Genomic DNA, 22553 nt, shown 5'->3' on the forward strand with positions numbered 1-22553 from the left:
CCACCCTCTCACGGGGGGCGCTGCGGTCAGCAACAGGTCAGCCGAGTCAGTGCCGGGCGCGCGCGGGCGGGGTGACCGTCCGCCGTTGGGGGTCCCCGGTCGGGGTGCGAGGCGAGCGCCGGCGGCGGTTCTTGCCGAACAACAGCACCGAATCCGCGCTGAGCGCCACCAGACGCGCCATGGCGCGCTCGATGCCGGCGGTAAGTTGCCCCATGTCGGATGCGGCGTCGTAGTCGTCGGTCATGCCGAACACCAACTCGTCGCCGTAGCTCAGCACCGCCACCCCGGTGCTGTGGTGCAGCGCCGTCGGCGGAATGGGGAGCACCTGGTCCATACTCTGGCCCATCAGACGAAGCCGTCGCCGCGGGCCGGGCGCATTGGTGGCCAGTGTCACCACACCGGTCTGCGGCAGCCGGGTGCAGGCTTGGATTGCCTTGGCGCACAGATTGACCGGGGAGAAGGACGGGAAGCTGGGCCCGGATCGGCCGCCCTGGTATGCGGACCGGTTCAGCCGGCTGTGCACCGCGCGTAGCCGGTTGACCAGGTCGTCATGCTCGACGGGCAGGAACGGCAGCAAGGCGGAGATGCGACGATCGGTCTGCTCCAGGGTGCGCAGCGAATCGGCACGAGGCTGCTCGCCGCGGTGCAACAGCACCGCCCGGAACCCTTCGCTGATGGCTGCCAACGCAACGTCGTTGGCGCTCACCCCGAACTTGCGGCAGACCCGGTCGACGTCGGCCAGCGGAACTCGCACTGTCCGGTAATGGCGCCTGATGGTGTCCGTGCCAGTCGGCGCCAGCCACGTGGCCGGCAGGCTGACAACCCGCGCCGCTGCCTTCAAGACGCTGGTGGGTGCCTGCCATAGGGTGTCGGTCCAACCGTGCGGGACGGCGGGTACGGGTGAAAGTTCTTTGTTCGACGGGTGATTCGTGGTGAACGTATCGGCGTCGGCGTCGTCGCACAGCCTGGCCAGCAGGCGGGCCGCGGACGTGCCGTCGGCCATGCTGTGATGAACCCTCATCAGGATGGCCCATCGATTGCGTTGCAGGCCCTCGATAATCCAGCACTCCCACAGTGGCCGGTTGAGCTCGAGGGGACGCTCCAAAGCATGCGCGATCGCTTGGAACAGCGCAGTGTCGTCACCCGGTCGGGGCAGCGCGACGCGGCGGATGTGTTGATCGAGATCGAAACCCGGATGGTGGGCCCAGGCCGCTGGAATACGTTCGGCGAAGAGGTTTTTCAATTTCGGGTACCGGGGCGAGGCGCCTTGGACGATGGCTACCGCGCCGATCGCCGGGCTCGCGTGCTCCAGTGTCGTCAGGTTCGCCATGACAAGTCCCCCGCCGCCGTTTCTTGACTTGTATAAGTGTGCTTCGCGAGCAGTGACGGCGACAGGCCTGCCAGGTTAAGAATGTGTTTTTCAGATAAAAAATGTTCGCACTGGCGCTAGGTTGGTCCTCCGACTTGTGCGCTCGTCGCGCCGTGCGACCGGATCCCGGTGACGACACCCACTACCGGGGCGGTCTGCGAGCAGGCTGGTGGCGCCGCAACGCCAGCGCAATTCACCTTCACCACGCGGGGCGGCGCCAGGAAATCGGCGCGCAGGCGGCGGGCCGGCTTCGATACGGAACCAGCTCAGTGCCGGACACCGCAAACGCGGTGTTGCCGATGGTAACGATGTCGCCATTGCGCAACAGTGCCCGACCGACCCGCGAGCCGTTGACGAAAGTGCCGTTGCGGCTGTTTATGTCGCGGATCTCAACACCTGCCGACGTGGACACCAGGATCGCGTGTACGCGCGATACCAACCCGTCATCCAAGACGATGTCGTTAGTGCTGGAGCGACCGACCGTCGCCCTGACTCGCGGGCGCATCGGCCGATCAGTGTGCGTACCCGGGGGCGGCGCGGCGAATGGCGTTGTGCTGGCGGCCCAGTCGTCTGTGCATGTTCCAGTTGGTATCCGCTCGCGGTTGCCCCACTCTCCATACCGAGCGGCTCTGATATCGGCCATGGAACCAGCCTCGTCATCGATGGCTGTGGCGACGCTGAGAAACGATTGCCGCTGCAGGGATTACCCGGAGCCAGTGGGCAAGGTCACCGTGAACGCCGCGCCGCCGTGGCGCGCATCACCGACTGTGACGGTGCCGTGATGGGCGCGAACGACCTCGGCCACGATCGCCAACCCTAGACCAGATCCTCCCGAGGTCCGGGCGCGCGCGTGGTCGAGGCGGACGAACCGTTCGAAGATGCGAGCCCGCTCCTGCACCGGGATTCCGGGCCCGTCATCGGCGATCGTGACGACGGCGAGCCCGGCGTCATAACGGCAATCCAACTCAACCGCACTCAAAGCGTGCCGCGCCGCATTGTCGACGAGATTGCGGATCACCTGGGCCAGGGCGGCGCGGTCGCCGACGGCGCGGCACGCCTGGATGTGGCTGACGATGTGCAGCGATCCGACCGCCCTCAGCCGGCTCACTTCGGCCGACAGCAGGTCGTCGAGGTCGACGTCGTCCTGTCGCAAGTTCAGCGCATCCTCGTCCGAGCGTGCCAGCAGAAGCAGTTGTTCGATGAGTTGCTGCATCCGGTGGGCTTCGGGCAGCAACGCTTCGTTGATCAACTCGCTGTCCATCAGTTCCGGGCGGCCCACCGCCATTTCGAGGGCGGTCGTGATGGTGGCCAGGGGGCTGCGCAATTCGTGCGAGGCGTCGCCGACGAGTCGGCGTTGCGCGTCACGCCCGCGTTCCAGGCGCGCCAGCATGGCGTTCATCGTGCTGGCTAGATGGGCGATCTCGTCGCGGGTGGGCGGTACTGGCACGCGTTCTGCGAGGTCGGTGCTGGAGATGAGCGCCACCCGGGCCCGGATCGCCTCCACCGGTCCCAACGCGGCGCCCACCAACCGGTAGGTGCCGACCACCCCGAAGGCGATGATGACCGGAGCGCCGGCGGCCAGTAGGGCGGTGACCTCGCGCACCAGGTGTTCCACGTGTTCCTGGTCGGCGCCGACCAGCACGGTGACGGCCCCGCCGGGCAGGGAGACCTGCTGCGCCGTCATCCACAAGTCGTAGGTGTCGTGCGGCCCCTTGGCGCGCCCCACACTGCGTGCGTTCCCTGGGTCCAACGAAACGGTTTTCAGCGGTGTTGTGGGAGCTCCGGCCGAAGCGGCCAGCACTTTTCCGGTGTGGTCGACGATCTGGACGGCACCGATCTGGCTGTCGGTGGCCAACAGTGACGGGTTCAGGTCCCGTGGCGAATTGGCGTGCAGCTCTGCACTGATCTGCTCGGCGCGCGCCGCGGCAGCATGCTGAGCGCTGGATTGCAGCGATCGGTACAGCACCAGTGCCAGAACCCCGCAGCCGATGGCAAAACACGCCGTCATCACCAGCGCGGCCGCGAGCGCCGAACGGGCCCGCACGTTGGCTCGCCTCGGGTTCAGCCGGCTGAGGATCGTGGCGCTTCGGACCGCCCTCAACGCGGAGGTCTTCATCGCACTAAAAGACCACAAACCAGATGGCGACGTAGTGGCAGATAGCCGCGATGGCGGTGCACGCGTGGAAGAACTCGTGAAAGCCGAATGTCTTCGGCCACGGGTCCGGCCACTTCAATGCGTAGAGGACGGCGCCGACGCTGTACAAGATGCCGCCGACGAACAACAGCACCATCGCGGTAACCCCGGCGTTGTGCAGGATCGTCGAGGTGTACCACACTGCCACCCAACCCAGCAGCAGATAGAGCGGCACGCCCGCCCAGCGCGGCGCCGACGCCCAAAGCACATTCAGCAGGATCCCCGCCACCGCGCCGCCCCACACGACGGACAACACCACTCGCCCGGCATGAGGCGGCAGGGCCAACAGAGCGAACGGTGTGTAGCTGCCGGCGATGAACACGAATATCATCGAATGGTCAAGGCGCCGCATCCATTTCCGGGCGGTCGGCGATCTCCAATCGACGCGGTGGTAGGTCGCGCTGACGGCGAACAATGCCACCGTGGCCAAGGTATAGGCCAACGTGGCCAGCCCGGCTTCGGTGGATGCCGCCGCCCACGACACTGCGACCAGCGCAGCACCGGCTATAACTGCCGTGCCGGCCGAGTAGACGTGTATCCAGCCGCGCAAGCGTGGCTTGGCCAAGGCTTGGGCGGCGCCCTCGACCAGCTGCTGAATTGCATCGGCCGGGGTCGGTTGGTGATCGCGGACGGTAAAGCTGGAGGGTGCGTAGAGCTGGGTCATCGTCAGGGTGCCTTTCGTAGCGCAGGAGTAGGAGCTGGGCCAACTACCGGCCGGGGCGGGGAAGCGCGAACACGTTGCGGCCGGCCGTTTTCCAGCTCCAGCGACACGATGACGATCGACCAGCGCGCTCCCGGACTCGCTTCGGTGTCGGCCATGGAGCCAGAGTGGCCAATGGTGGCTGTGGGGACGCTGAGAACCAATCGCGGCGCACGACTCTGCTTCACTGGACATCAACATCAGCTCGGAGGGGGCGTCGTGCGTGTGCTGCTGGTCGAGGACGAAGAACGACTCGCACAGACGGTGCGTCGGGGCCTGATCGCGGAAGGATTCGTCGTCGACGTCGAGCACGACGGTCGGAACGGATTGGCGGCCGTCTCGAGCGGCGAGTACGACGTGGTGGTGCTCGACATCATGCTGCCCGGGCTGAGTGGCTATCAGGTGCTGCGGGAGATGCGGGCCCGTTCGGTATGGACCCCGGTATTGATGCTGTCGGCCAAGGACGGCGAATACGATCTCGCCGACGCGTTCGACATCGGCGCCGACGACTACTTGACCAAACCGTTCTCGTTCGTGGTGCTGGTGGCGCGGTTGCGGGCGTTGTTGCGCCGGGGCGCTCCGGAACGCCCCGCGGTGTTGACCGCGGGAACGTTGGCGTTGGATCCGGCACGGCGATTGGTGACCCGTGGCCAGACGGTGCTGTCCCTGACGCCGCGTGAATACGGAGTGCTGGAATTTTTGTTGCGGCACAAGGGCGATGTGGTCAGCAAGGCAGAGATTCTGCGGTCGGTGTGGGATTCGAATTATGACGGCGACGACAACGTTGTCGAGGTCTACATCGGCTATCTGCGGCGCAAAGTCGACGCCCCGTTCGGGGTGGCGACCATCGAGACGGTCCGCGGCGCCGGTTACCGGCTGCTCGCCGATACCTGACGACCTGGCCCTTTCGAACATAGGTTCGATACACTGTCGGTGTGGGCTGGGGAAACGGGCCGCCGAGCTGGGCGGAAATGGAGCGGCTGCTGGATGGCAAGCCGCGCCATGCCGGCGCGCCGGTCACACCGAAACCGGCTGACGAGGCACCGCTGTCCCACAAGCGCGGGTCGTATCAGCCGAGTCCGGAGAACCGGCGAGTCCGCTCGCGCGTTCCCTACGCCGAACTGCATGCGCATTCGGCATACAGCTTCCTCGACGGGGCCAGCACCCCGGAGGAGTTGGTCGAAGAAGCCGCCCGGCTCGATCTGCGCGCCCTTGCGCTCACCGACCACAACGGCCTGTACGGGGCGGTGCGCTTCGCCGAAGCGGCTCATGAACTCGGCATCCAGACCGTGTTCGGCGCCGAGCTGTCGCTGGGATCCGAAGCCCGCACCGAGCAGCCCGATCCGCCCGGTCCACATCTGTTGGTGTTGGCTCGCGGCCCGGAAGGATACCGGCGGCTGTCGCGGCAACTGGCCGCCGCGCATCTGGCCGGCGGCGAGAAGGGCAAGCCGCGCTTCGACTTCGACACGCTGACCCAAGCCGCCGGCGGCCACTGGCACATCCTGACCGGATGCCGCAAAGGCCATGTGCGGCAAGCCTTTCACCAAGGTGGACCGGAGGCGGCGCGACGAGCGCTGGCCGATCTGGTGGATCGGTTCGGCGCCGGCCGGGTCAGCATCGAGTTGACTCATCATGGTCACCCCCTCGACGACGAACACAACGCGGTGCTGGCCGAATTGGCGCCGCGCTTCGGGGTGGGCGTCGTGGCCACCACCGGGGCGCATTTCGCCCATCCGTCGCGGCGCCGGCTGGCCATGGCCATGGGCGCCATCCGGGCCCGGGAGTCGTTGGATTCCGCCGCCGGGTGGCTGGCTCCGCTGGGCGGCTCGCACCTGCGGTCCGGCGAGGAGATGGCGCGCCTGTTCGCCCAACGTCCTCAGGCGGTGACCGCCGCCGCCGAACTCGGGGAGCAGTGCGCGTTCGGGTTGGCGCTCATCGCGCCGCAGCTGCCGCCGTTCGACGTACCCGACGGGCACACCGAGGACAGCTGGTTGCGGTCGTTGGTGATGGCGGGTGCCCGCAACCGCTACGGGCCGCCCGAGCATGCTCCCCGTGCCTACGCCCAGATCGAGCACGAATTGAAAGTGATTGCCCAGCTGCAGTTCCCGGGTTACTTCCTGGTGGTGCACGATCTCACCCAGTTCTGCCGGAATAACAACATCCTGTGTCAGGGCAGGGGATCGGCGGCCAACTCCGCGGTCTGTTACGCCCTGGGCGTCACCGCGGTGGACCCGGTGGCCAACGATCTGTTGTTCGAACGGTTCTTGTCACCCGCGCGCGACGGGCCGCCCGACATCGACATGGACATCGAGTCCGATCAGCGCGAGAAGGCCATTCAATACGTCTACGACAAATACGGCCGCGACTACGCCGCCCAGGTGGCCAATGTCATCACCTACCGCGGGCGCAGCGCGGTGCGCGACATGGCGCGTGCCCTGGGCTATTCGCAAGGCCAGCAGGACGCGTGGAGCAAGCAGATCAGTCACTGGAACGGGCTGGCCGACTCGCCCGACGTCGAGGGCATTCCCGATCAGGTGATCGACCTGGCCAACCAGATCCGCAACCTGCCCCGGCATATGGGCATCCACTCCGGCGGCATGGTGATCTGTGACCGCCCGATCGCCGACGTGTGCCCGGTGGAGTGGGCCCGCATGGAGAACCGCAGCGTCCTGCAGTGGGACAAAGACGACTGCGCGGCAATCGGTTTGGTGAAGTTCGACCTACTCGGACTGGGCATGCTCTCGGCGTTGCACTACGCCATCGACCTGGTGGCCGAGCACAAGGGCATCGAGGTGGACCTGGCCCGACTGGATCTGTCCGAGCCCGCGGTCTACGAAATGCTCTCCCGGGCCGACTCCGTCGGCGTCTTCCAGGTGGAGTCGCGGGCGCAGATGGCCACCTTGCCGCGGCTGCGGCCCCGGGTGTTCTACGACCTGGTGGTCGAGGTCGCGCTGATCCGCCCCGGGCCTATCCAGGGTGGGTCAGTGCACCCCTACATCCGGCGCCGCAACGGCCTGGACCCGGTGCTCTACGAACACCCCTCCATGGAACCGGCGCTGCGAAAGACGTTGGGTGTGCCGCTGTTTCAAGAACAACTGATGCAGTTGGCGGTCGACTGCGCCGGATTCTCCGCCGCCGAGGCCGACCAGTTGCGCCGGGCCATGGGATCCAAGCGCTCGACCGAGCGGATGCGGCGGCTGCGCGGGCGGTTCTACGACGGCATGCGCGCGCTGCACGGCGTCGACGACGACATCATCGACGGCATCTACGAAAAGCTGGAAGCCTTCGCCAACTTCGGTTTCCCGGAGAGCCACGCGCTGTCCTTCGCCTCGCTGGTGTTCTACTCGTCCTGGTTCAAGCTGCACCACCCGGCGGCGTTCTGCGCCGCGCTGCTGCGCGCCCAGCCGATGGGCTTCTACTCACCCCAGTCGCTGGTGGCCGATGCGCGCCGGCACGGCGTGGTGGTGCATGGTCCCGATGTCAACGTCAGCCTGGCGCACGCCACGTGTGAGAACGCGGGTATGGAGGTGCGCCTGGGACTCGGGGCCGTTCGCCATATCGGTGCGGACCTGGCCGAGAAGCTGGTCGAGGAGCGAAAAGCCAACGGCCCGTTCAGTTCTCTGCTGGACTTGACGACCCGGGTGCAGCTGAGTGTGCCGCAGACCGAGGCGCTGGCGACGGCCGGAGCGCTGGGTTGCTTCGGCATGTCCCGGCGCGAAGGGCTGTGGGCGGCCGGGGCGGCGGCCACCCAACGGCCGGACCGGTTGCCTGGGGTGGGCTCGTCGTCGCAGGCGCCGGCGTTGCCGGGAATGAGCGATCTGGAACTGGCCGCCGCCGACGTCTGGGCCACCGGCATCTCCCCGGACAGCTACCCGACGCAGTTCCTGCGGGCCGACCTCGACGCGCTGGGGGTGATCCCGGCCGACAAGCTGTTGAGCGTGCCCGACGGTGACCGGGTGCTGATCGCCGGCGCCGTGACCCATCGGCAGCGACCGGGCACGGCCCAAGGGGTGACGTTCATCAATCTGGAAGACGAGACCGGAATGGTCAACGTGCTGTGCACGCCGGAGGTGTGGGCGCGGCATCGCAAACTGGCCAATTCGGCGGCGGCGATGCTGATCCGCGGGCAGGTCCAAAATGCCACCGGCGCTGTCACCGTCGTCGCCGAACGCATCGGCCGCATCAGCTTGGCGGTGGGTTCGAAGTCTCGCGACTTCCGTTGAGCTGCCATCGTTTTCCCGCCGCGAAGGTGCGCAGGATGCCAGTCTTTACCGGCGTGTCGCGTACCGACACGCACCTTCACCAGCGCAGTGATTCTGCGTCGTCCGCTAGACGCCGGGCGTCAACCGGCGCAAAGTACAACCATGCCGCAAGCCACTGATTCCAAAGTCTGGTTCCTCACCGGGGCGTCCCGCGGGTTCGGCCTCGAACTCGCCCGCGCCATCTTGAGCCGGGGCGATCGGGTGGTCGCCACCGCACGGCGCGCCGACCAGATTCGCGCCCAGTTCCCCGACGCCGGCGAAAACCTCCTCGCCGTCGACCTCGACGTCACCAACGCCGACCAGGTGACCCAGGCGGTCGCCTCCGCCGTCGACGCCTTCGGCCGCATCGACGTGGTGGTCAACAACGCCGGTCGCGGGTTGCTGGGGGCGGTCGAGGAAGCATCCGACGCCGCGATCCGAGCGGTCTACGAGGTCAACGTGTTTGGCACGCTCACGGTCCAGCGCGCGGTGCTGCCCGTCTTGAGACGACAACGCAGCGGCCACATCATCAACATCAGCTCGGTGGGCGGATTGCTCGGCGGGCCGGGCTGGGGCATCTACAACTCCACCAAGTTCGCCATGGAGGGGTTCAGCGAGGCGCTGGCCCAGGAAGTCAAGCCGCTGGGCATCTGCGTCACGATCGTGGAACCGGGCTACTTCCGCACCGACTTCCTCGACGCTTCGAGCCTGGGCACCGAGGAGAACATCATCGACGACTACGCGGCGACCGCCGGGGCCACCCGCGCCCATGCCCTCGACGTCAACCACGCCCAACCCGGGGACCCGGTCAAGGCAGCCGCGGCCATCGTCGACATCGCGTCGGTGCCCAACCCGCCGGTGCACCTGCTGCTGGGCAGCGACTGCGTGCAGGCGGTCGAGGACAAGATCCGGCAACTCCAGGCCGACATCGATGCGTGGCGGTCAGTTTCGCTGTCCACCGACCACGACGATTAGGCGGTCGGTGTCGTCCACACCTTGATCGGCGCGATCCGCAGCCGCGTGCTGTAGTCGGCCATTGCGTCGGTGAGGCCGAACTTGTCGGCAAGGTCGCCGTACTTCGCCCAGTACGGTGCGTCGTTTCGGCAGTCGACGCCCATCTCGTCGACCACGGCGGTGCCGCCGATCACGATGATGCCGCCGCCGTTGCCGTCGGAATCCAGGTTGAGGCTGACCTCCGGGCGGGCGTCGATGTGGGCGACTTTGGCCGCGTTGGGCTGCGTGTAGACCGTCAGGTCGGTTCCGTCGTAGAAGAACCACACCAAACGCGGCACCGGCAGTCCGGACTTGGCGACGGTGGTCAGCCACCCATAGTGGTCGGAGCGCAGACGGTCAGAAACCTCTGGGGAGAGATTGATCATGATGCCGAATGTAGTCTCCGGACATGACCCTCAACCTGTCCTTCGATGAAGTTCTGCGCACCACCCGCTCGGTGCGCAAGCGCCTCGATTTCGAGAAGCCGGTACCGCGCGAGGTGCTGATGGAATGTCTCGAACTGGCGTTGCAAGCGCCGACCGGCTCCAATGCTCAAGGCTGGCAATGGGTTTTCGTCGAGGACGCCGACAAGAAGAAGGCGATCGGCGAGGTCTATCTGGCCAACGCCCGGGCGTACCTCAACTCACCCGGACGCCAATACGCCGAAGGCGACACGCGCGGTGAGCGGATGGGCGCAGTTCGCGACTCGGCGCTCTATCTGGCCGAGCACATGCACGAGGCGCCGGTGCTGTTGATCCCGTGCCTGGAAGGGCGAGAAGAAAAGCAGCCGATGGGCGGGGTGTCGTTCTGGGCATCGCTGTTCCCGGCGGCGTGGAGTTTCTGTCTGGCGCTGCGCTCGCGCGGGCTGGGCTCGTGCTGGACGACGCTGCACCTACTCAACGGCGGAGAGCGCACGACGGCCGATGTACTCGGCATTCCGCACGAAAAATACAGCCAGGGTGGGCTTTTCCCGATCGCCTACACCAAAGGCACCGACTTCCGGCCGGCCAAGCGGCTGCCCGCCGACAGCCTGACGCACTGGAACAGCTGGTGATCACCTAGCTCCGGAATAACCGTGCTGGCGCCACGCCTCGTAGACGGCGACGGCAGCGGCGTTGGATAGGTTCAGCGAACGACGGCCCGCCAACATCGGAATCCGTACCCGTTCGGTGATGTGCGAGTCGGACAGCGTCGCCGCGTCCAGCCCGGTGGGCTCGGGCCCGAACAACAGCACGTCCCCGGCCCGATACTCGATGTCGGCGAAGTGCGTGGTGGCCTGCGCGGTGAAAGCGAACACGCGCGCGGGCGCCACCGCAGCCCATGCGTCGTCAAGGCAGGCATGGACCACGACCGACGCCAGATCGTGGTAGTCCAGACCCGCGCGCCGCAGCTTGGGCTCGGACAAGTCGAAGCCCAGCGGCTCGACCAGATGCAATTCGCAGCCGGTGGCGGCGGCGGTCCGGATGGCGTTGCCCGTGTTGGGCGGGATGCGCGGCGAATAGAACATCAGCCTGAACATCACGGCATCCTCCCAGCGCTGAGTCGGCACCGCTGTACGTGGGACACAAATGGGACTAGGCTCGCACACAGGCGTTCGCCTACTTCGTCGCTAGAACTGCGCGAATGGTGGCGGATGCACCATCAAGAGCAGCCAGGGACCGCTGACGGGCGTATGACGCCCGCAGAACTTGCCCCGAACTGGACTGCTCGCAGTGAAAGGGCGCAACGCCCGATGCAAGATCTCGACTTTGACAGCACCAACCTCGGCGAGACGGAAGACTTCCTCGGCCGGGCGTACACCAAGATGCGCATCGAAGGCGACGGCGGCCAGCCGCACACCTCCATCAAGCGTCGATGGTTGGGTCCGGTGCACTTCGATCAGGTCAAGTTCAACTACGACATGAGCTACGACGCGGATCCGCTGGAACGGGTTGTCCTCTGCCGCGTGGAAAGCGGACGGATCGAAGAAACGTTCATCGACGAACCGCAGGACGTGTTCGCTCCCGGGGACCTCACGTTGGTGTCGTTACCCGACCAAGCCTTCTCGGGACGTGTCTGCCACGCCAGCTACAACCTGACCGGCTTCGACCCTGGGTCCTTGAGTCGCGTCGCCACAGCCTCGCACGGCCATCGCGAGGACCCGGTGCGGCTGACGGGTCACCGACCGGTGTCCAAGGCGGCCGCCGACCGACTCAGCGCGCTGCTCGACTACCTGAGCACACATGTGTTGGCCGATCCGCAGGCCAGCGCGTCACCGCTGATCGTCGGCAACGCGGCCTCACATCTGGCCGCGACCACGCTGCACACCTTCCCGAACACAGCCGTCATCGAAGCCACCGGCACCGACCGTCGCGACGCCGCCAAACCGGTGCTACTGCGCCGGGCCATGGCATACATCGATGAGAATGCGCGCATCGACATTTCGTTGGGTGACATCGCCGACCACATTTATGTGACGCCGCGCGCGCTGCAGTACATGTTCCGGCAACATCTGGACTGCACCCCGATGGAATACCTGCGCCGAATTCGGCTCGACCAGGCGCACCGGGAACTGGCCGCCTCCAACCGGGCGCACGGCACCGTGAAACAGATAGCCAACCGGTGGGGCTTTGCGCACGTGGGCAGGTTCGCCGTCTACTACCGCGAGACCTACGGCCAATCACCGCACGCGACCCTGCGCAACTAGAACTTCGTCACGGTAAGGGCGCAATTACGGCCCCTTTGGGGTGAAGGTTATCTGCTCAGTAACAATTGTGGAGACCTTGGCTTTGGGCTGTCATACTCGTCGGATTGCCAGGCGTTTACGCTCGTGCCCCTCCGCCGGGGCGGGCGGAATAAAGCAGGAAGTCTCATGAGCCGATCGTTTTTCCGAGCGCGCGTTAACTGGGGAGCGGCCGGCGGCACGGCCGCGTCCACATGACCATGTTCACCCGCCCGACCCCTCCGGTCGCGGCGGCCTCACCTGGCGCTCCTGCAGCACCCGCGACGCCGGCGTCGGACCACAAGCGCCCCCGGCCCTGGTCGCTGCGCAACTGGCCGGTGCGCTGGAAAGTGTTCGCGATCGCGCTGGTGCCGCTGCTGCTGGCGACGGTGTTCGGCGCTTTGCGTGTGCAAAGCGAATGGACCAACTCCAACGCGTTGCGGCTGGCCGCCGCCCGCGCCAACGTCATACCGGCAATCACCAAATACATGTCGGCGCTGGACGTCGCGTTGCTGGCCAGCTCCACCGGGCGTGACGTCGAAGGCCCGAAGAAGAACTTTGCCGCCCGCAAGTTCGAACTGCAGACCAGGCTGGCCGACACCGACGTCATTCCCGACGTCCGCTCCGGCGGAAACACGCTGCTCAACGGCGGTCAGGCGCTGCTGGACAAGGTGCTCGACAACACCATTGGCCTGCGCGATCGCATCACGACGTACGCGCCGCTGCTGTTGACTGCCGAGAACGCGATCGACGCCTCGGTGCAGGTCGACAGCGAGCAGATCAGAGGCCAGGTGCAGGGCCTGAGCCGCGCGGTCGGTGCGCGCGGGCAGATGACCATGCAGGAGATTCTGGTGACCCGGGGCGCCGACCTGCCCGAGCCGCAGCTGCGCACCTCGATGATCACGCTGGCCGGGACCGAACCGTCGACCCTGTTCGGGATGAGCGGGGTGCTCGGTGTCGGCTCTGCGGAGGCCAAGAATCTGCAGCAACAACTGGTCACCCGGATGGCGATCATGTCCGACCCGGCCAGCACGCTGGTCGGCAATCCCGACCTGCTGCAGTCGATTCAGGTCACTCGGCAGATCGCCGACCAGGTCATCACCGACACCACCAACTCGGTGACGAAGTCGGTGGGCGCGCAGGCCACCGCCCGCCGCGACGCCGCGGTCCGCGACGCCGTGCTGGCGTTGACCGCCATCGTGATCGCCCTGGCCATCGTGTTGCTGGTGGCCCGGGCTCTGGTCAAGCCGTTGCGGGTGCTGCGCGACGGCGCGCTCAAGGTCGCCCACACCGACCTGGAAGGCGAGATCGACCGGGTTCGCAACGGCGCCGAGCCCGTCCCCGAGCCGCTGGCGGTGTACACCACCGAAGAGATCGGCCAGGTCGCCCACGCCGTTGACGAACTGCACACCCAGGCGCTGCTGCTCGCCGGTGACGAGGCGCGGTTGCGGCTGTTGGTCAACGACATGTTCGAGACGATGTCGCGGCGCAGCCGGTCGCTGGTCGACCAGCAGCTGCAGCTCATCGACCGGCTGGAGCGCAACGAGGAAGATCCCGAGCGCCTCGACAGCCTCTTCCGGCTGGATCACCTGGCCGCGCGGCTGCGCCGCAACAGCGCCAACCTGCTGGTGCTGGCGGGCGCGCAGATCACCCGCGACCAGCGCGAACCTGTTCCGCTCACCACCGTGATCAACGCCGCGGTGTCCGAGGTCGAGGACTACCGACGGGTGCAGATCGGGGGGATCGCCGACTGCACGGTGATCGGTGCGGCCGCCGGCGCGGTCATCCATCTGCTGGCCGAGCTGATCGACAATGCGCTGCGCTACTCGCCGCCGACGACGACGGTTCGGGTTTCGGCCGTGCGGGGCAGCGAGGGAGGGGTGCTGCTGCGCATCGCCGACGCCGGCCTGGGCATGACCGACACCGACCGGCGCATGGCCAACATGCGGCTACAGGCCGGTGGCGACGTCACCCCGGACAACGCCCGCCACATGGGGCTGTTCGTGGTGGGCCGGCTGGCCAGCCGGCACGGCATCCGGGTCGGTCTGCGGGGGCCGGCGACCGGGGAGTCGGGGACCGGCACCACCGCCGAGGTGTACCTGCCGTTGCCCGTTCTTTTCGAAGACGCGCCCGCCGTCGCCCCGCCCCAGCCGCAGATGTTCGCCGTCAAGCCCCCGCCCGCACCGCCGGCGCCGGAACCCAAGCCCGCCGTACCCGCGGCGGCGGCGGACAACACCGTCGGGCAACCGGTGCCACCGGTCACGTTGCTGCCGCGCCGCAACCCGGGATCCAGCGGCATCACCGACGTGCCCGCGCCGCCGGTCGAGGAACGACCGGCACGGCGCGAACTGCCGACGCCGTGGTGGGAGAGCGGCGCCGCGCAGCAGGCAGGCGCGGCGCAAGAGGCCAAACCCGCCGCGCGGCCGGCGCCCGCCAAGACCGCGTCGGACACCTCGGCCTTCTTCGGCCGCCGCCCGGCGACCGACCGGCCCGCGGCCCCCACCCCAGCGCCGCCAACGGCCAGCCCGGCGCCACCCACGCCCACGGCCAAGGCCGCTTCCAAGCCGGCTCAGCCGTCGGGCCCCGCCGACGACGACGTGATCTACCAGCGGATGCTTTCGGAGATGATGGGCGACCCGCACGAACTCGCCCAAAGCGCCGACCTGGACTGGAAGACCGTGTGGGACCGCGGCTGGACCGCGGCAGCCGAAGCCCAGGACAAGCCCGTCGAGGCGCACACCGACCACGGCCTGCCGGTGCGCACCCCCGGCGCGCGGCTGGTACCCGGCGCCGCCGCGCCCGAACCGGAGGGCGAGGGCCAGCGAGTAGCGTCAAACGGCGGATCGCATTCCACTCGGCAACCGCAGCACGCCGCTGCGGTGCGCGACCCGGATGCGATTCGCGCCACCATGAGCAGTCACTTCGGCGGCGTACGCACCGGACGGTCGCACGCGCGCGAAAGCAGTCAGGAACCCGAACAGCAATGAATCCCCGCCCGCCGGACAGCCCGCTCGACTGGCTGGTGTCGAAGTTCGCCCGCGAGGTGCCGGGCGTGGCGCACGCGCTGCTGGTGTCGGTCGACGGCCTTCCCGTCGCGGCCAGCGAACACCTGCCGCGCGAACGGGCCGATCAGTTGGCCGCGGTGGCGTCCGGGCTGGCCAGTCTCGCCACCGGGGCGGCGCAGTTGTTCGAGGGTGGGCAGGTCCTGCAGTCGGTGGTCGAGATGCAGAACGGTTTCCTGCTGTTGATGCGGGTCGGTGACGGCTCGCATCTGGCCACTCTGGCCGTCACCGGGTGCGACATCGGCCAGATCGGTTACGAGATGGCGATCCTCGTCGAACGCGTCGGCGCTGTCGTGCAGTCCTCCCGCCGCCCCGAACCCGAGCCGCAATGGACCGACGCGAGCCGTCGCTGACCTCGGCCGAGGCGACCTCCCAGGCGAACTTGGTCCGCCCGTATACGCTGACGGCCGGACGAACTGGCACAGACGTCGACCTCCCGCTGGAAGCGCCGGTACAGACGCTGCAGGCGGGGTTGGCCGACCAGTGGCCGCCCAACGATGTGCGCGGCACCATCGTCAACCTGTGCGTCGACAGCCCTTCGGTCGCAGAGATCTCGGCCCGGCTGGATCTACCGGTGGGTGTCGCGCGCGTCTTGGTGGGCGATCTGGTCACGTCCGGCTACCTTCGGGTGAACAGGACCTTGACCGACCGTTCGACCCGCGACGAGCGCTATGAACTCATAGGAAGGACCCTGCGTGGCCTTAAGGCACTCTGAGGCGCCACCCGAGGCGCACGCCACCGCGTCGACGAAGATCGTCATCGCGGGCGGATTCGGCGCCGGTAAGACCACCTTCGTCGGCTCGGTGTCGGAGATCATACCGCTGCGCACCGAAGCGATGGTGACCGACGCGTCGGCCGGCGTCGACATGCTCGAGGCCACCCCGGATAAGCGGACCACCACCGTCGCAATGGATTTCGGCCGGATCACCCTGGCCGACGACCTGGTGCTCTACCTGTTCGGCACCCCGGGCCAGCGCCGGTTCTGGTTCATGTGGGACGACCTGGTACGCGGCGCGATCGGCGCGATCATGCTGGTCGACATCCGCCGCCTGCAGGACAGCTTCGCCGCGGTCGACTTCTTCGAGCACCGCAACCTGCCGTTTTTGGTCGCCATCAACGAGTTCGACGGCGCCCCCCGCTACCCCGTCGACGAGGTGCGCAAGGCGCTGACCCTGGCGCCGCACATCCCGGTGATCAGCGTCGATGCCCGCAATCGGCGATCGGCGACCGATGCGCTGATCGCGGTCAGTGAATACGCCCTGACCAGCCTCACCGCCACGTCGGCGGCAGGCCGCTGACTCGACCTGGGCTCCGAGGTCATCCGTTCCCGGCCGGTCGTTGCAACTGTCCGCCGGCGATGATCCGTTCGGTGGCGTTTCGCCACCGCTCCAGCTGCTCCGGGGTGGTCAGGGCGTCAGGCAGGTACCGGCTCAAATGCGAACGCAGGATGAACGTTCCGAGGACCAGGGTGAGCGGGCTGAGCGTGATCCACACCGGGTCGAGTCCCGGCTGGGTGAGACCTTGCTGGCGCAGCTCCTCCCAGTACCCGGTGCAGATGTCGACCAAGGTGTCGAAGATGCGGGCGCCGACCGCAGTGTTCTCCGCCAGCGCCCGGCTCATATAGTCGGCGACCACTTCGGGTCCGGACAGCAGCGAGATGACGCGATCGGCAGCGTCGGCCACGGGGTCATCCGGCGCGCTGACCAGAGGACCCGCCAAGGCCTCGGTCAGCACCGTCATCACGTGGTCCTCGACCGCTTGCACCAGATTCGCCTTGGTGCCGAAGTGATGCTGCACCAGACCGATGGACACTCCCGCGGCGTCGGCAATCGTGCGCAGCGATGTGGACTCGCTGCCGCGCGTGGCGAAGATGGCCAACGCGGTGTCGCGGATCCGCTGGACGCTTGCCGGTCTGCCGGGGTCGTCGGGACTTGACGGGGGCAGGTCCGCTGGCACCCCGCCAGCCTAGACACGACGTCGGCCAACCTGCGCCCGCTGCCGTATACGCCACGCGAGATCCCCGAGGCGGGGGCGGTACGGCGGCGCCGGCTCTCCGTAGATTCGCCCCCCGTTGCGCAGACGCCTAACGCTTGAGCCGGATGCGCCACCACACCACGGCGGAGAAAATCACCGAGAGCGCGGCAAGCATCGTCATGTCGAACAACCACGCGCTGGGCGAGTGTCTCCAGTGACTGTCCCGCTCGATGATGGAGCTTGGCACCAGCTTCGGCAAGTCGACTGTGGCCGCTGACGCCGCATACCCCCACCGCCCGGGCACCACCCAGGACATCTGGTCGAGCACCAGCCGGTTGGTCACCGGGACCATGCCCCCGGACAGCACCAGCTGCAGCATCAGCGACACCACCAGCAGCGGCATGATCTGCTCGTTGGAGCGGGCGACCGAGGACAGCAGCATGCCCAGGATCGCCGAGGCCACGCACGTCGCGGCCACGCCGACGAACAGCTCGAAGCTGGGATCGCCCAACAGCAGCGCCTGTTGCTTTGGGGCGCCCTTACCCAGCAGGACGATGCCGGTGGCGATGGCCGCCTGGACGACGGCGAACAGGCAGAACACCGTGAGCTTGGCGCTCAGATACGCCCACGTCGACAGGCCCACGGCTTGTTCGCGCCAAAAGATTGGCCGCTCGCCGATCAGGTCCCGGATGGTCAGCGCGGTGCCCATGAACACCGCGGCGATGTTCAGCAGCGTCAGGACTTGGGCGGCTTCATCGGGCGTCTGACTGGTGGGCTCGGCGATGCCGAACCCGGTGTTGCCCGGCACGGTCAGCGACAGCGCACCCAGGATGAACGGCAGGACCGCCAGGAACACGAAATAGGCGCGGTCGGACACGACAAGCCGGACCTGCCGGCGGGCGATCGTGGAGAACTGCCGATGCACGCTGGTGTGCGCCGGCGCGCCCAGGTCGGCCGGCGATCCCGCCGGGGTGGGCGGCGGCGGCCGGTTGCGGGCCAGGAAGCGCCGGTTGGCTTCGTCGGGGTCGGCGCCGACCTTGGCGAAGATGTGCGCCCAGTTGGTGGTGCCCATCGCCGCGCCGATCTGGTCGGGCGGGCCGAGGAACGCGGTCTTGCCGCCCGGCGCCATCAGCAACACCTGATCGCAGACCTCGAGGTAGGTCAGCGAGTGGGTGACCACCAGCACCACCCGTCCCGCGTCGGCCAGTTGCCGCAGCATCGTCATGACCTGCAGGTCCAGCGCCGGGTCCAGGCCGGAGGTGGGTTCGTCGAGGATCAGCAGCGACGGCCCGGTGAGCAGCTCCAGCGCCACCGACGCGCGCTTGCGCTGCCCGCCGGAGAGCTTGTCGACGCGAGTGTGGGCGTGCTTGGTCAGCCCGAGTTCGTCGAGCACCTGGGTGACCACCTGCTGGCGGTCCTCTTTCGTGGTGTCCGGCGGCAGGCGCAACTCGGCGGCGTAACCGAGCGCCTGCGCGACGGTCAGCTGGCGGTGCACGACGTCGTCTTGCGGGACCATCCCGATGCGGCTGCGCAGCGAGGCGTATTGAGCGTGGATGTTGTGGCCTTCGAAGGTCACCGTGCCGGAGCTGGGGGTGCTGTATCCGGCGATCAACCGGGCCAGGGTGGTCTTGCCGGCACCGGACCCGCCGATGAGGGCGGTCAACGTCCCGGGCCGCGCGGTCAACGAGACGTTTCCCAGCAGCGTCTTGCCGTCGACGGCGAAGGACACCGCGTTGACCTGCAGGCCGCCGGCGCGGGTCGCTGCCGCACTCTGGCGGACCAGGTTGCCGCCGGTGAAGAGCAGGTCGACGTTGCCGATGGTGACCACGTCACCCTCGCTGAGGATGGCCGACCCGACCCGGATGCCGTTGACGAAAGTGCCGTTGATGCTGTGCGCGTCGCGGATCTCGGTGCCCACCGGCGTCGGCGCCAGGTAGGCGTGGTGGCGGGAGGCCAGCACGTCGGTGATGACGATGTCGTTGTCCAGTGAGCGACCGATGCTGGCGCTGCCCCCGACGGGCGTGGCGAGGCTGGGGTCGACGTTAAAGGTCGGGGCCCGCTCGGTCGGGATTTTCGACGCCGTGCTGGTGGGGCCCCTCCAGGTGGAGTGCTGCAAGCGGGCATCCACCGGGACGCGGGCCGCCGGACCCGGCGGTTGCGGCGGCAAGGGTGTATCCCGGGTGCCCCACGGCCGCGGCCGCGGCGGCGGTGGAGGACCGGCCGACGGTGGCGGCCCGGGGGTGTCGATGCGCGGCAGTTTCTCCGTTGCCGGGATCAGGCCGACGATGCCGCCGTGGTGGCTCACCTCGAACGTCACCCGCGGCCCGTCGGGCCGGCCGAGGTTGACGGCCATACCGTCGTGGATGTCGAGCCCGGAGACCCGACGGCCGTTGAGGAAGACGCCGTTGTTGGAGTTGTTGTCGATCGCCGTCCACCGGCCCTGCTCGAAGCGCAGCAGCAGATGCGCGCGGGCGACCAGGGGATGGGCCACGCGCAGGTCGGCCCGCAGGTCGCTGCCGACGGTCACGTCGGGACCCGCGGCGAAGCTGCGCTGCGACGGACCGGACCGAACGGTCAGCACGGGCGGCTGAGCTTGCGTCACGGGTTCAGGGTAGTGGTGGAGGCCATCAGGTCAGCGGGAGTCAGCGGCGCTTCAGCCGGATCTTCCACCACACGATGGTGCCGTAGGCCACGCACAACACCGCGAGCATGCCCATGTCGAACAGCCAGTTGGCCGGGGTGTGATTCCAGTGCCGGTCCTTGGGATCGGTGGGGCCGGGGATCAGCCGGTGGGTGTCGATCGTCGACGCCGACGCCGCAAAGCCCCACCGGGCGGGGGTGAACCAGGACAGCTGGTCGAGCACAATCCTGTCGGTCACCCAGATCATGCCGCCGGAAAACACCAGCTGAGACATGATCGACACCACCAGCATCGGCATGATCTGGTCCTGGGACTGCGCCACCGCCGACATCGCCATGCCGAGCAGCGCCGAAGCCACACACGTCGCGGCGACGGTGACGAACAGCTCGAAACGGACGTCGCCCAGCAGCACGGCATCCGAGAGCGGCTTGCCCCAGCCCACCACCGAGATGATGGTCGCGATCGCCGCCTGCACGATCGCGAACGCGCAGAACACCACGATCTTGGCGCCCATATAGGCCGCCGTGGACAAGCCGACCGCCTGTTCTCGCTTGAAGATGGGACGCTCACCGATGAGGTCTCGGATCGTCAACGCGGTTCCCATGAACACCGCGCCGACGTTGAGCATGACCAGGATTTGGTCGGGCTGGGCAGGATTGTTGCCCAGCGGATCCGACATGCCGTATCCGGTTTTGCCGCGCACGGTCAGCGTCAGCACGCCGATGAGGAAGGGCAGCAGCGCCAGGAACACCGTATAGCCACGGTCGGACACGACGAGCCGGATCTGGCGACGGGCGATCGTGGAGAACTGCCGCAGTACGTCGGTATGCACCGGTTCGCCCAAGTCGGCGGCCGGACTGGCTTCGTCGGCGAAGGCGGGCGCTTGATTTTCGGCCAGGAACCGGCGGTTGGCGGCGTCGGGGTCGGCGCCCACCTTGGTGAAGATGTCGGCCCAGTTCGACGTGCCCATGGCCGCACCGATCTGGCTGGGCGGCCCCAGGTACGCGGTCTTGCCGCCGGGCGCCACCAGCAGCAACTGGTCACACACGTCGAGGTAGGCCACCGAGTGCGTGACGATCAGCACCACACGGCCGGCGTCGGCCAACTGGCGCAGCATCAACATGACCTGCCGGTCCAGCGCCGGGTCCAACCCGGTGGTCGGCTCGTCCAGGATCAGCAGCGACGGCCCGGTCAGCAGCTCCAGGGCCACCGACGCGCGCTTGCGTTGGCCGCCGGAGAGTTTGTCCACCCGGGTGTCGGCGTGCTTGGTGAGCTCCAGCTCCTCGAGCACCTGAGCCACCACCTGGGCGCGGTCGGCTTTGCTGGTGTCGGGCGGCAGCCGCAGCTCGGCGGCATAGCCCAGCGCCTGGTTGACGGTCAGCTGGCGGTGCACCACGTCGTCCTGGGGCACCATCCCGATCCTGCTGCGCATGGAGGCGTACTCGGCGTGGATGTTGTGACCCTCGAAGGTCACGCTGCCGGTGGTCGGGCTGGTGTATCCCGCGATCAGCCGCGACAGCGTGGTCTTGCCGGCACCGGACCCGCCGATGATGGCGGTCAGCGTGCCGGGCCGGGCGGTCAGCGAGATGTGGTCGAGCAGCTGCTTGCCGCCCTCGACGGTGTAGGTGACCGATTTGACTTCCAGCCCGCCGGTACGCGTGGCGGCCTCGGTGCGGCGGATCAGGGTGCCGCCGGTGAACACCAGGTCGACGTTTCCGATGGTGACCACGTCGCCGTCGGTCAGGATCGCCGAGCCGACGCGCACACCGTTGACAAAGGTGCCGTTGACGCTGTTGTTGTCGCGGATCTCCGCGCCCAGCGGCGTCAGCGTCAAGAACGCGTGGTGGCGGGAGGCCAGCACGTCCTGGATGACGATGTCGTTGTCGGTGGCGCGGCCGATGGTGACCGATCCGGCCGGCGCCTCCGGCGCCCCACCGCCGCCGCCGCGCAGCGCCTGGAACATCTTGGTCGCCAGATTGGCGACCTCGGGCGGCTTGGCGGCGGTCGGGCCGTGGTGGGTCGGAGCTGCCGAACGCGGCGGATGCAGGTTCGGCGGCGGGGGCGGCGCGGCTACCGGGGGCTGCCCGGTCTGCCAGGGCGCGGCCGAACTCGGGTACACCGGTTGTCCCGGCGGCGCCGGTGGCGCTGCCTTCGCCGCCGGGGGTGGCGGCGCGCCGCCGGGGAATCCGCGGGCCGCGGTCGGCGGGGCGTAGTTGGGTTGGCGACCGGACTGCGGCGGGGGGCCGATGTGACCGGACTGGTGCGCGTAGGGCGCCAGGATGGGCATCGAGGTGGTCTGCGGCGGGCGCCCGGCCATCCCCTGGTGCCGCCCGACCTCGAAGCGCAACATCGGACCGTCGGGGTTGCCGATGTTGACGCTCTGGCCGTCGTGAATGTCGACCATCGGCACCCGGCGCCCGTTGGCGAAGGTCCCGTTCAGGGAGTTGTTGTCAATGGCCAGCCAGCGGCCCTGATCGAAGCGCAGCAGCAGGTGGGCGCGCGAGATCAGCGGATGAGCAATGCGCATGTCGGCTCGCACATCTCGGCCGACCACCACATCGTGGCCGGGGGCGAAGGTGCGTTCCGACCCGTCGTAGCGAACGGTCAGCGCTGGCGGGGCGGGTGGGGGCATCGCATCAACTTTAGCCAATGAAACGAATCCATCAGCGGCGGCGCAA

18 protein-coding genes are annotated in these 22553 nt (G+C 68.0%); 9 read left to right on the top strand and 9 right to left on the bottom strand.

The genetic code is table 11. The features are described from left to right. Positions 1–46: 46 nt before the first annotated feature. From I2456_RS05905 to trhA, 4 genes are all read right to left on the bottom strand, one after another. On the bottom strand, positions 47–1330 hold the full coding sequence (locus tag I2456_RS05905) for a wax ester/triacylglycerol synthase domain-containing protein (RefSeq protein WP_085073744.1): 1284 nt from the start codon (positions 1328–1330) through the stop codon (positions 47–49). A gap of 238 nt (positions 1331–1568) precedes the next feature. Further along, on the bottom strand, positions 1569–1874 hold the full coding sequence (locus I2456_RS05910; protein WP_241007869.1) for an FHA domain-containing protein: 306 nt from the start codon (positions 1872–1874) through the stop codon (positions 1569–1571). Positions 1875–2072: 198 nt separating this feature from the next. After that, positions 2073–3485: a sensor histidine kinase gene (locus I2456_RS05915; protein WP_085073746.1), complete on the bottom strand. Its 1413-nt coding sequence runs from the start codon at positions 3483–3485 to the stop codon at positions 2073–2075. Positions 3486–3489: 4 nt separating this feature from the next. Then, entirely contained in the window at positions 3490–4227 is a 738-nt protein-coding gene (trhA, locus tag I2456_RS05920) for a PAQR family membrane homeostasis protein TrhA (RefSeq protein ID WP_085073747.1), read from the bottom strand. Positions 4228–4482: 255 nt separating this feature from the next. On the opposite strand from trhA, the gene I2456_RS05925 reads away from it, so the two are divergent. The 3 genes from I2456_RS05925 (at position 4483) to I2456_RS05935 (ending at position 9479) form a co-directional block, all read left to right on the top strand. Then, positions 4483–5157, top strand: coding sequence for a response regulator transcription factor (locus tag I2456_RS05925; protein ID WP_068162634.1), 675 nt, complete (start codon positions 4483–4485; stop codon positions 5155–5157). A 41-nt stretch (positions 5158–5198) separates the two neighbouring features. Then, positions 5199–8486 carry an error-prone DNA polymerase gene (locus tag I2456_RS05930; RefSeq protein ID WP_085073748.1) on the top strand — a complete coding sequence of 1096 codons (3288 nt, stop codon included), beginning with the start codon at positions 5199–5201 and terminating at the stop codon, positions 8484–8486. 141 nt (positions 8487–8627) lie between these two features. Next, complete coding sequence (locus I2456_RS05935; RefSeq protein ID WP_085073749.1) at positions 8628–9479, top strand: oxidoreductase; 852 nt, start codon at positions 8628–8630, stop codon at positions 9477–9479. On the opposite strand, the gene I2456_RS05940 is transcribed toward I2456_RS05935, so the two are convergent. After that, complete coding sequence (locus tag I2456_RS05940; protein ID WP_276052647.1) at positions 9476–9883, bottom strand: TIGR03667 family PPOX class F420-dependent oxidoreductase; 408 nt, start codon at positions 9881–9883, stop codon at positions 9476–9478. The genes I2456_RS05935 and I2456_RS05940 overlap by 4 nt on opposite strands. A 23-nt stretch (positions 9884–9906) precedes the next feature. On the opposite strand from I2456_RS05940, the gene I2456_RS05945 reads away from it, so the two are divergent. Beyond that, a complete protein-coding gene (locus I2456_RS05945) occupies positions 9907–10551 on the top strand; it encodes a nitroreductase family protein (protein WP_085073750.1) in 645 nt (214 codons plus the stop codon). On the opposite strand, the gene I2456_RS05950 is transcribed toward I2456_RS05945, so the two are convergent. After that, positions 10552–11016: a tRNA (cytidine(34)-2'-O)-methyltransferase gene (locus I2456_RS05950; protein WP_085073751.1), complete on the bottom strand. Its 465-nt coding sequence runs from the start codon at positions 11014–11016 to the stop codon at positions 10552–10554. It lies immediately after the preceding gene. A 213-nt stretch (positions 11017–11229) separates the two neighbouring features. On the opposite strand from I2456_RS05950, the gene I2456_RS05955 reads away from it, so the two are divergent. The 5 genes from I2456_RS05955 to I2456_RS05975 all read left to right on the top strand — a co-directional run bounded on the left by I2456_RS05955 (position 11230) and on the right by I2456_RS05975 (position 16558). Beyond that, complete coding sequence (locus I2456_RS05955) at positions 11230–12183, top strand: helix-turn-helix transcriptional regulator (protein ID WP_085073752.1); 954 nt, start codon at positions 11230–11232, stop codon at positions 12181–12183. 230 nt (positions 12184–12413) lie between these two features. Beyond that, entirely contained in the window at positions 12414–15185 is a 2772-nt protein-coding gene (locus tag I2456_RS05960; protein WP_085073753.1) for a HAMP domain-containing sensor histidine kinase, read from the top strand. Continuing rightward, positions 15182–15613 (top strand): serine protease inhibitor, encoded by a 432-nt coding sequence (locus tag I2456_RS05965; RefSeq protein WP_068033677.1) that lies wholly within the window; start codon positions 15182–15184, stop codon positions 15611–15613. Before I2456_RS05960 ends, I2456_RS05965 begins: the two co-directional genes overlap by 4 nt. Beyond that, positions 15589–15975 (top strand): DUF742 domain-containing protein, encoded by a 387-nt coding sequence (locus I2456_RS05970; protein ID WP_068162651.1) that lies wholly within the window; start codon positions 15589–15591, stop codon positions 15973–15975. The genes I2456_RS05965 and I2456_RS05970 overlap by 25 nt, the downstream gene beginning before the upstream one ends. Continuing rightward, positions 15956–16558, top strand: a complete 603-nt coding sequence (locus I2456_RS05975; protein WP_085073754.1) for a GTP-binding protein — start codon at positions 15956–15958, stop codon at positions 16556–16558. Before I2456_RS05970 ends, I2456_RS05975 begins: the two co-directional genes overlap by 20 nt. Positions 16559–16577: 19 nt before the next feature. Here the strand turns inward: I2456_RS05975 and I2456_RS05980 are convergent, their stop codons facing one another. The 3 genes from I2456_RS05980 to I2456_RS05990 form a co-directional block, all read right to left on the bottom strand. Next, the gene (locus I2456_RS05980) at positions 16578–17216 is read right to left on the bottom strand and encodes a TetR/AcrR family transcriptional regulator (protein WP_085073755.1); all 639 of its coding nucleotides are present in this window, start codon (positions 17214–17216) and stop codon (positions 16578–16580) included. A 127-nt stretch (positions 17217–17343) separates the two neighbouring features. Further along, positions 17344–19836, bottom strand: a complete 2493-nt coding sequence (locus tag I2456_RS05985) for an ATP-binding cassette domain-containing protein (protein WP_085073756.1) — start codon at positions 19834–19836, stop codon at positions 17344–17346. Positions 19837–19876: 40 nt separating this feature from the next. Further along, positions 19877–22507 (bottom strand): FHA domain-containing protein, encoded by a 2631-nt coding sequence (locus I2456_RS05990; protein WP_085073757.1) that lies wholly within the window; start codon positions 22505–22507, stop codon positions 19877–19879. Positions 22508–22553: the final 46 nt, after the last annotated feature.

The sequence above is a fragment of the Mycobacterium kubicae genome (genome assembly GCF_015689175.1).
GTDB lineage: Bacteria > Actinomycetota > Actinomycetes > Mycobacteriales > Mycobacteriaceae > Mycobacterium > Mycobacterium kubicae.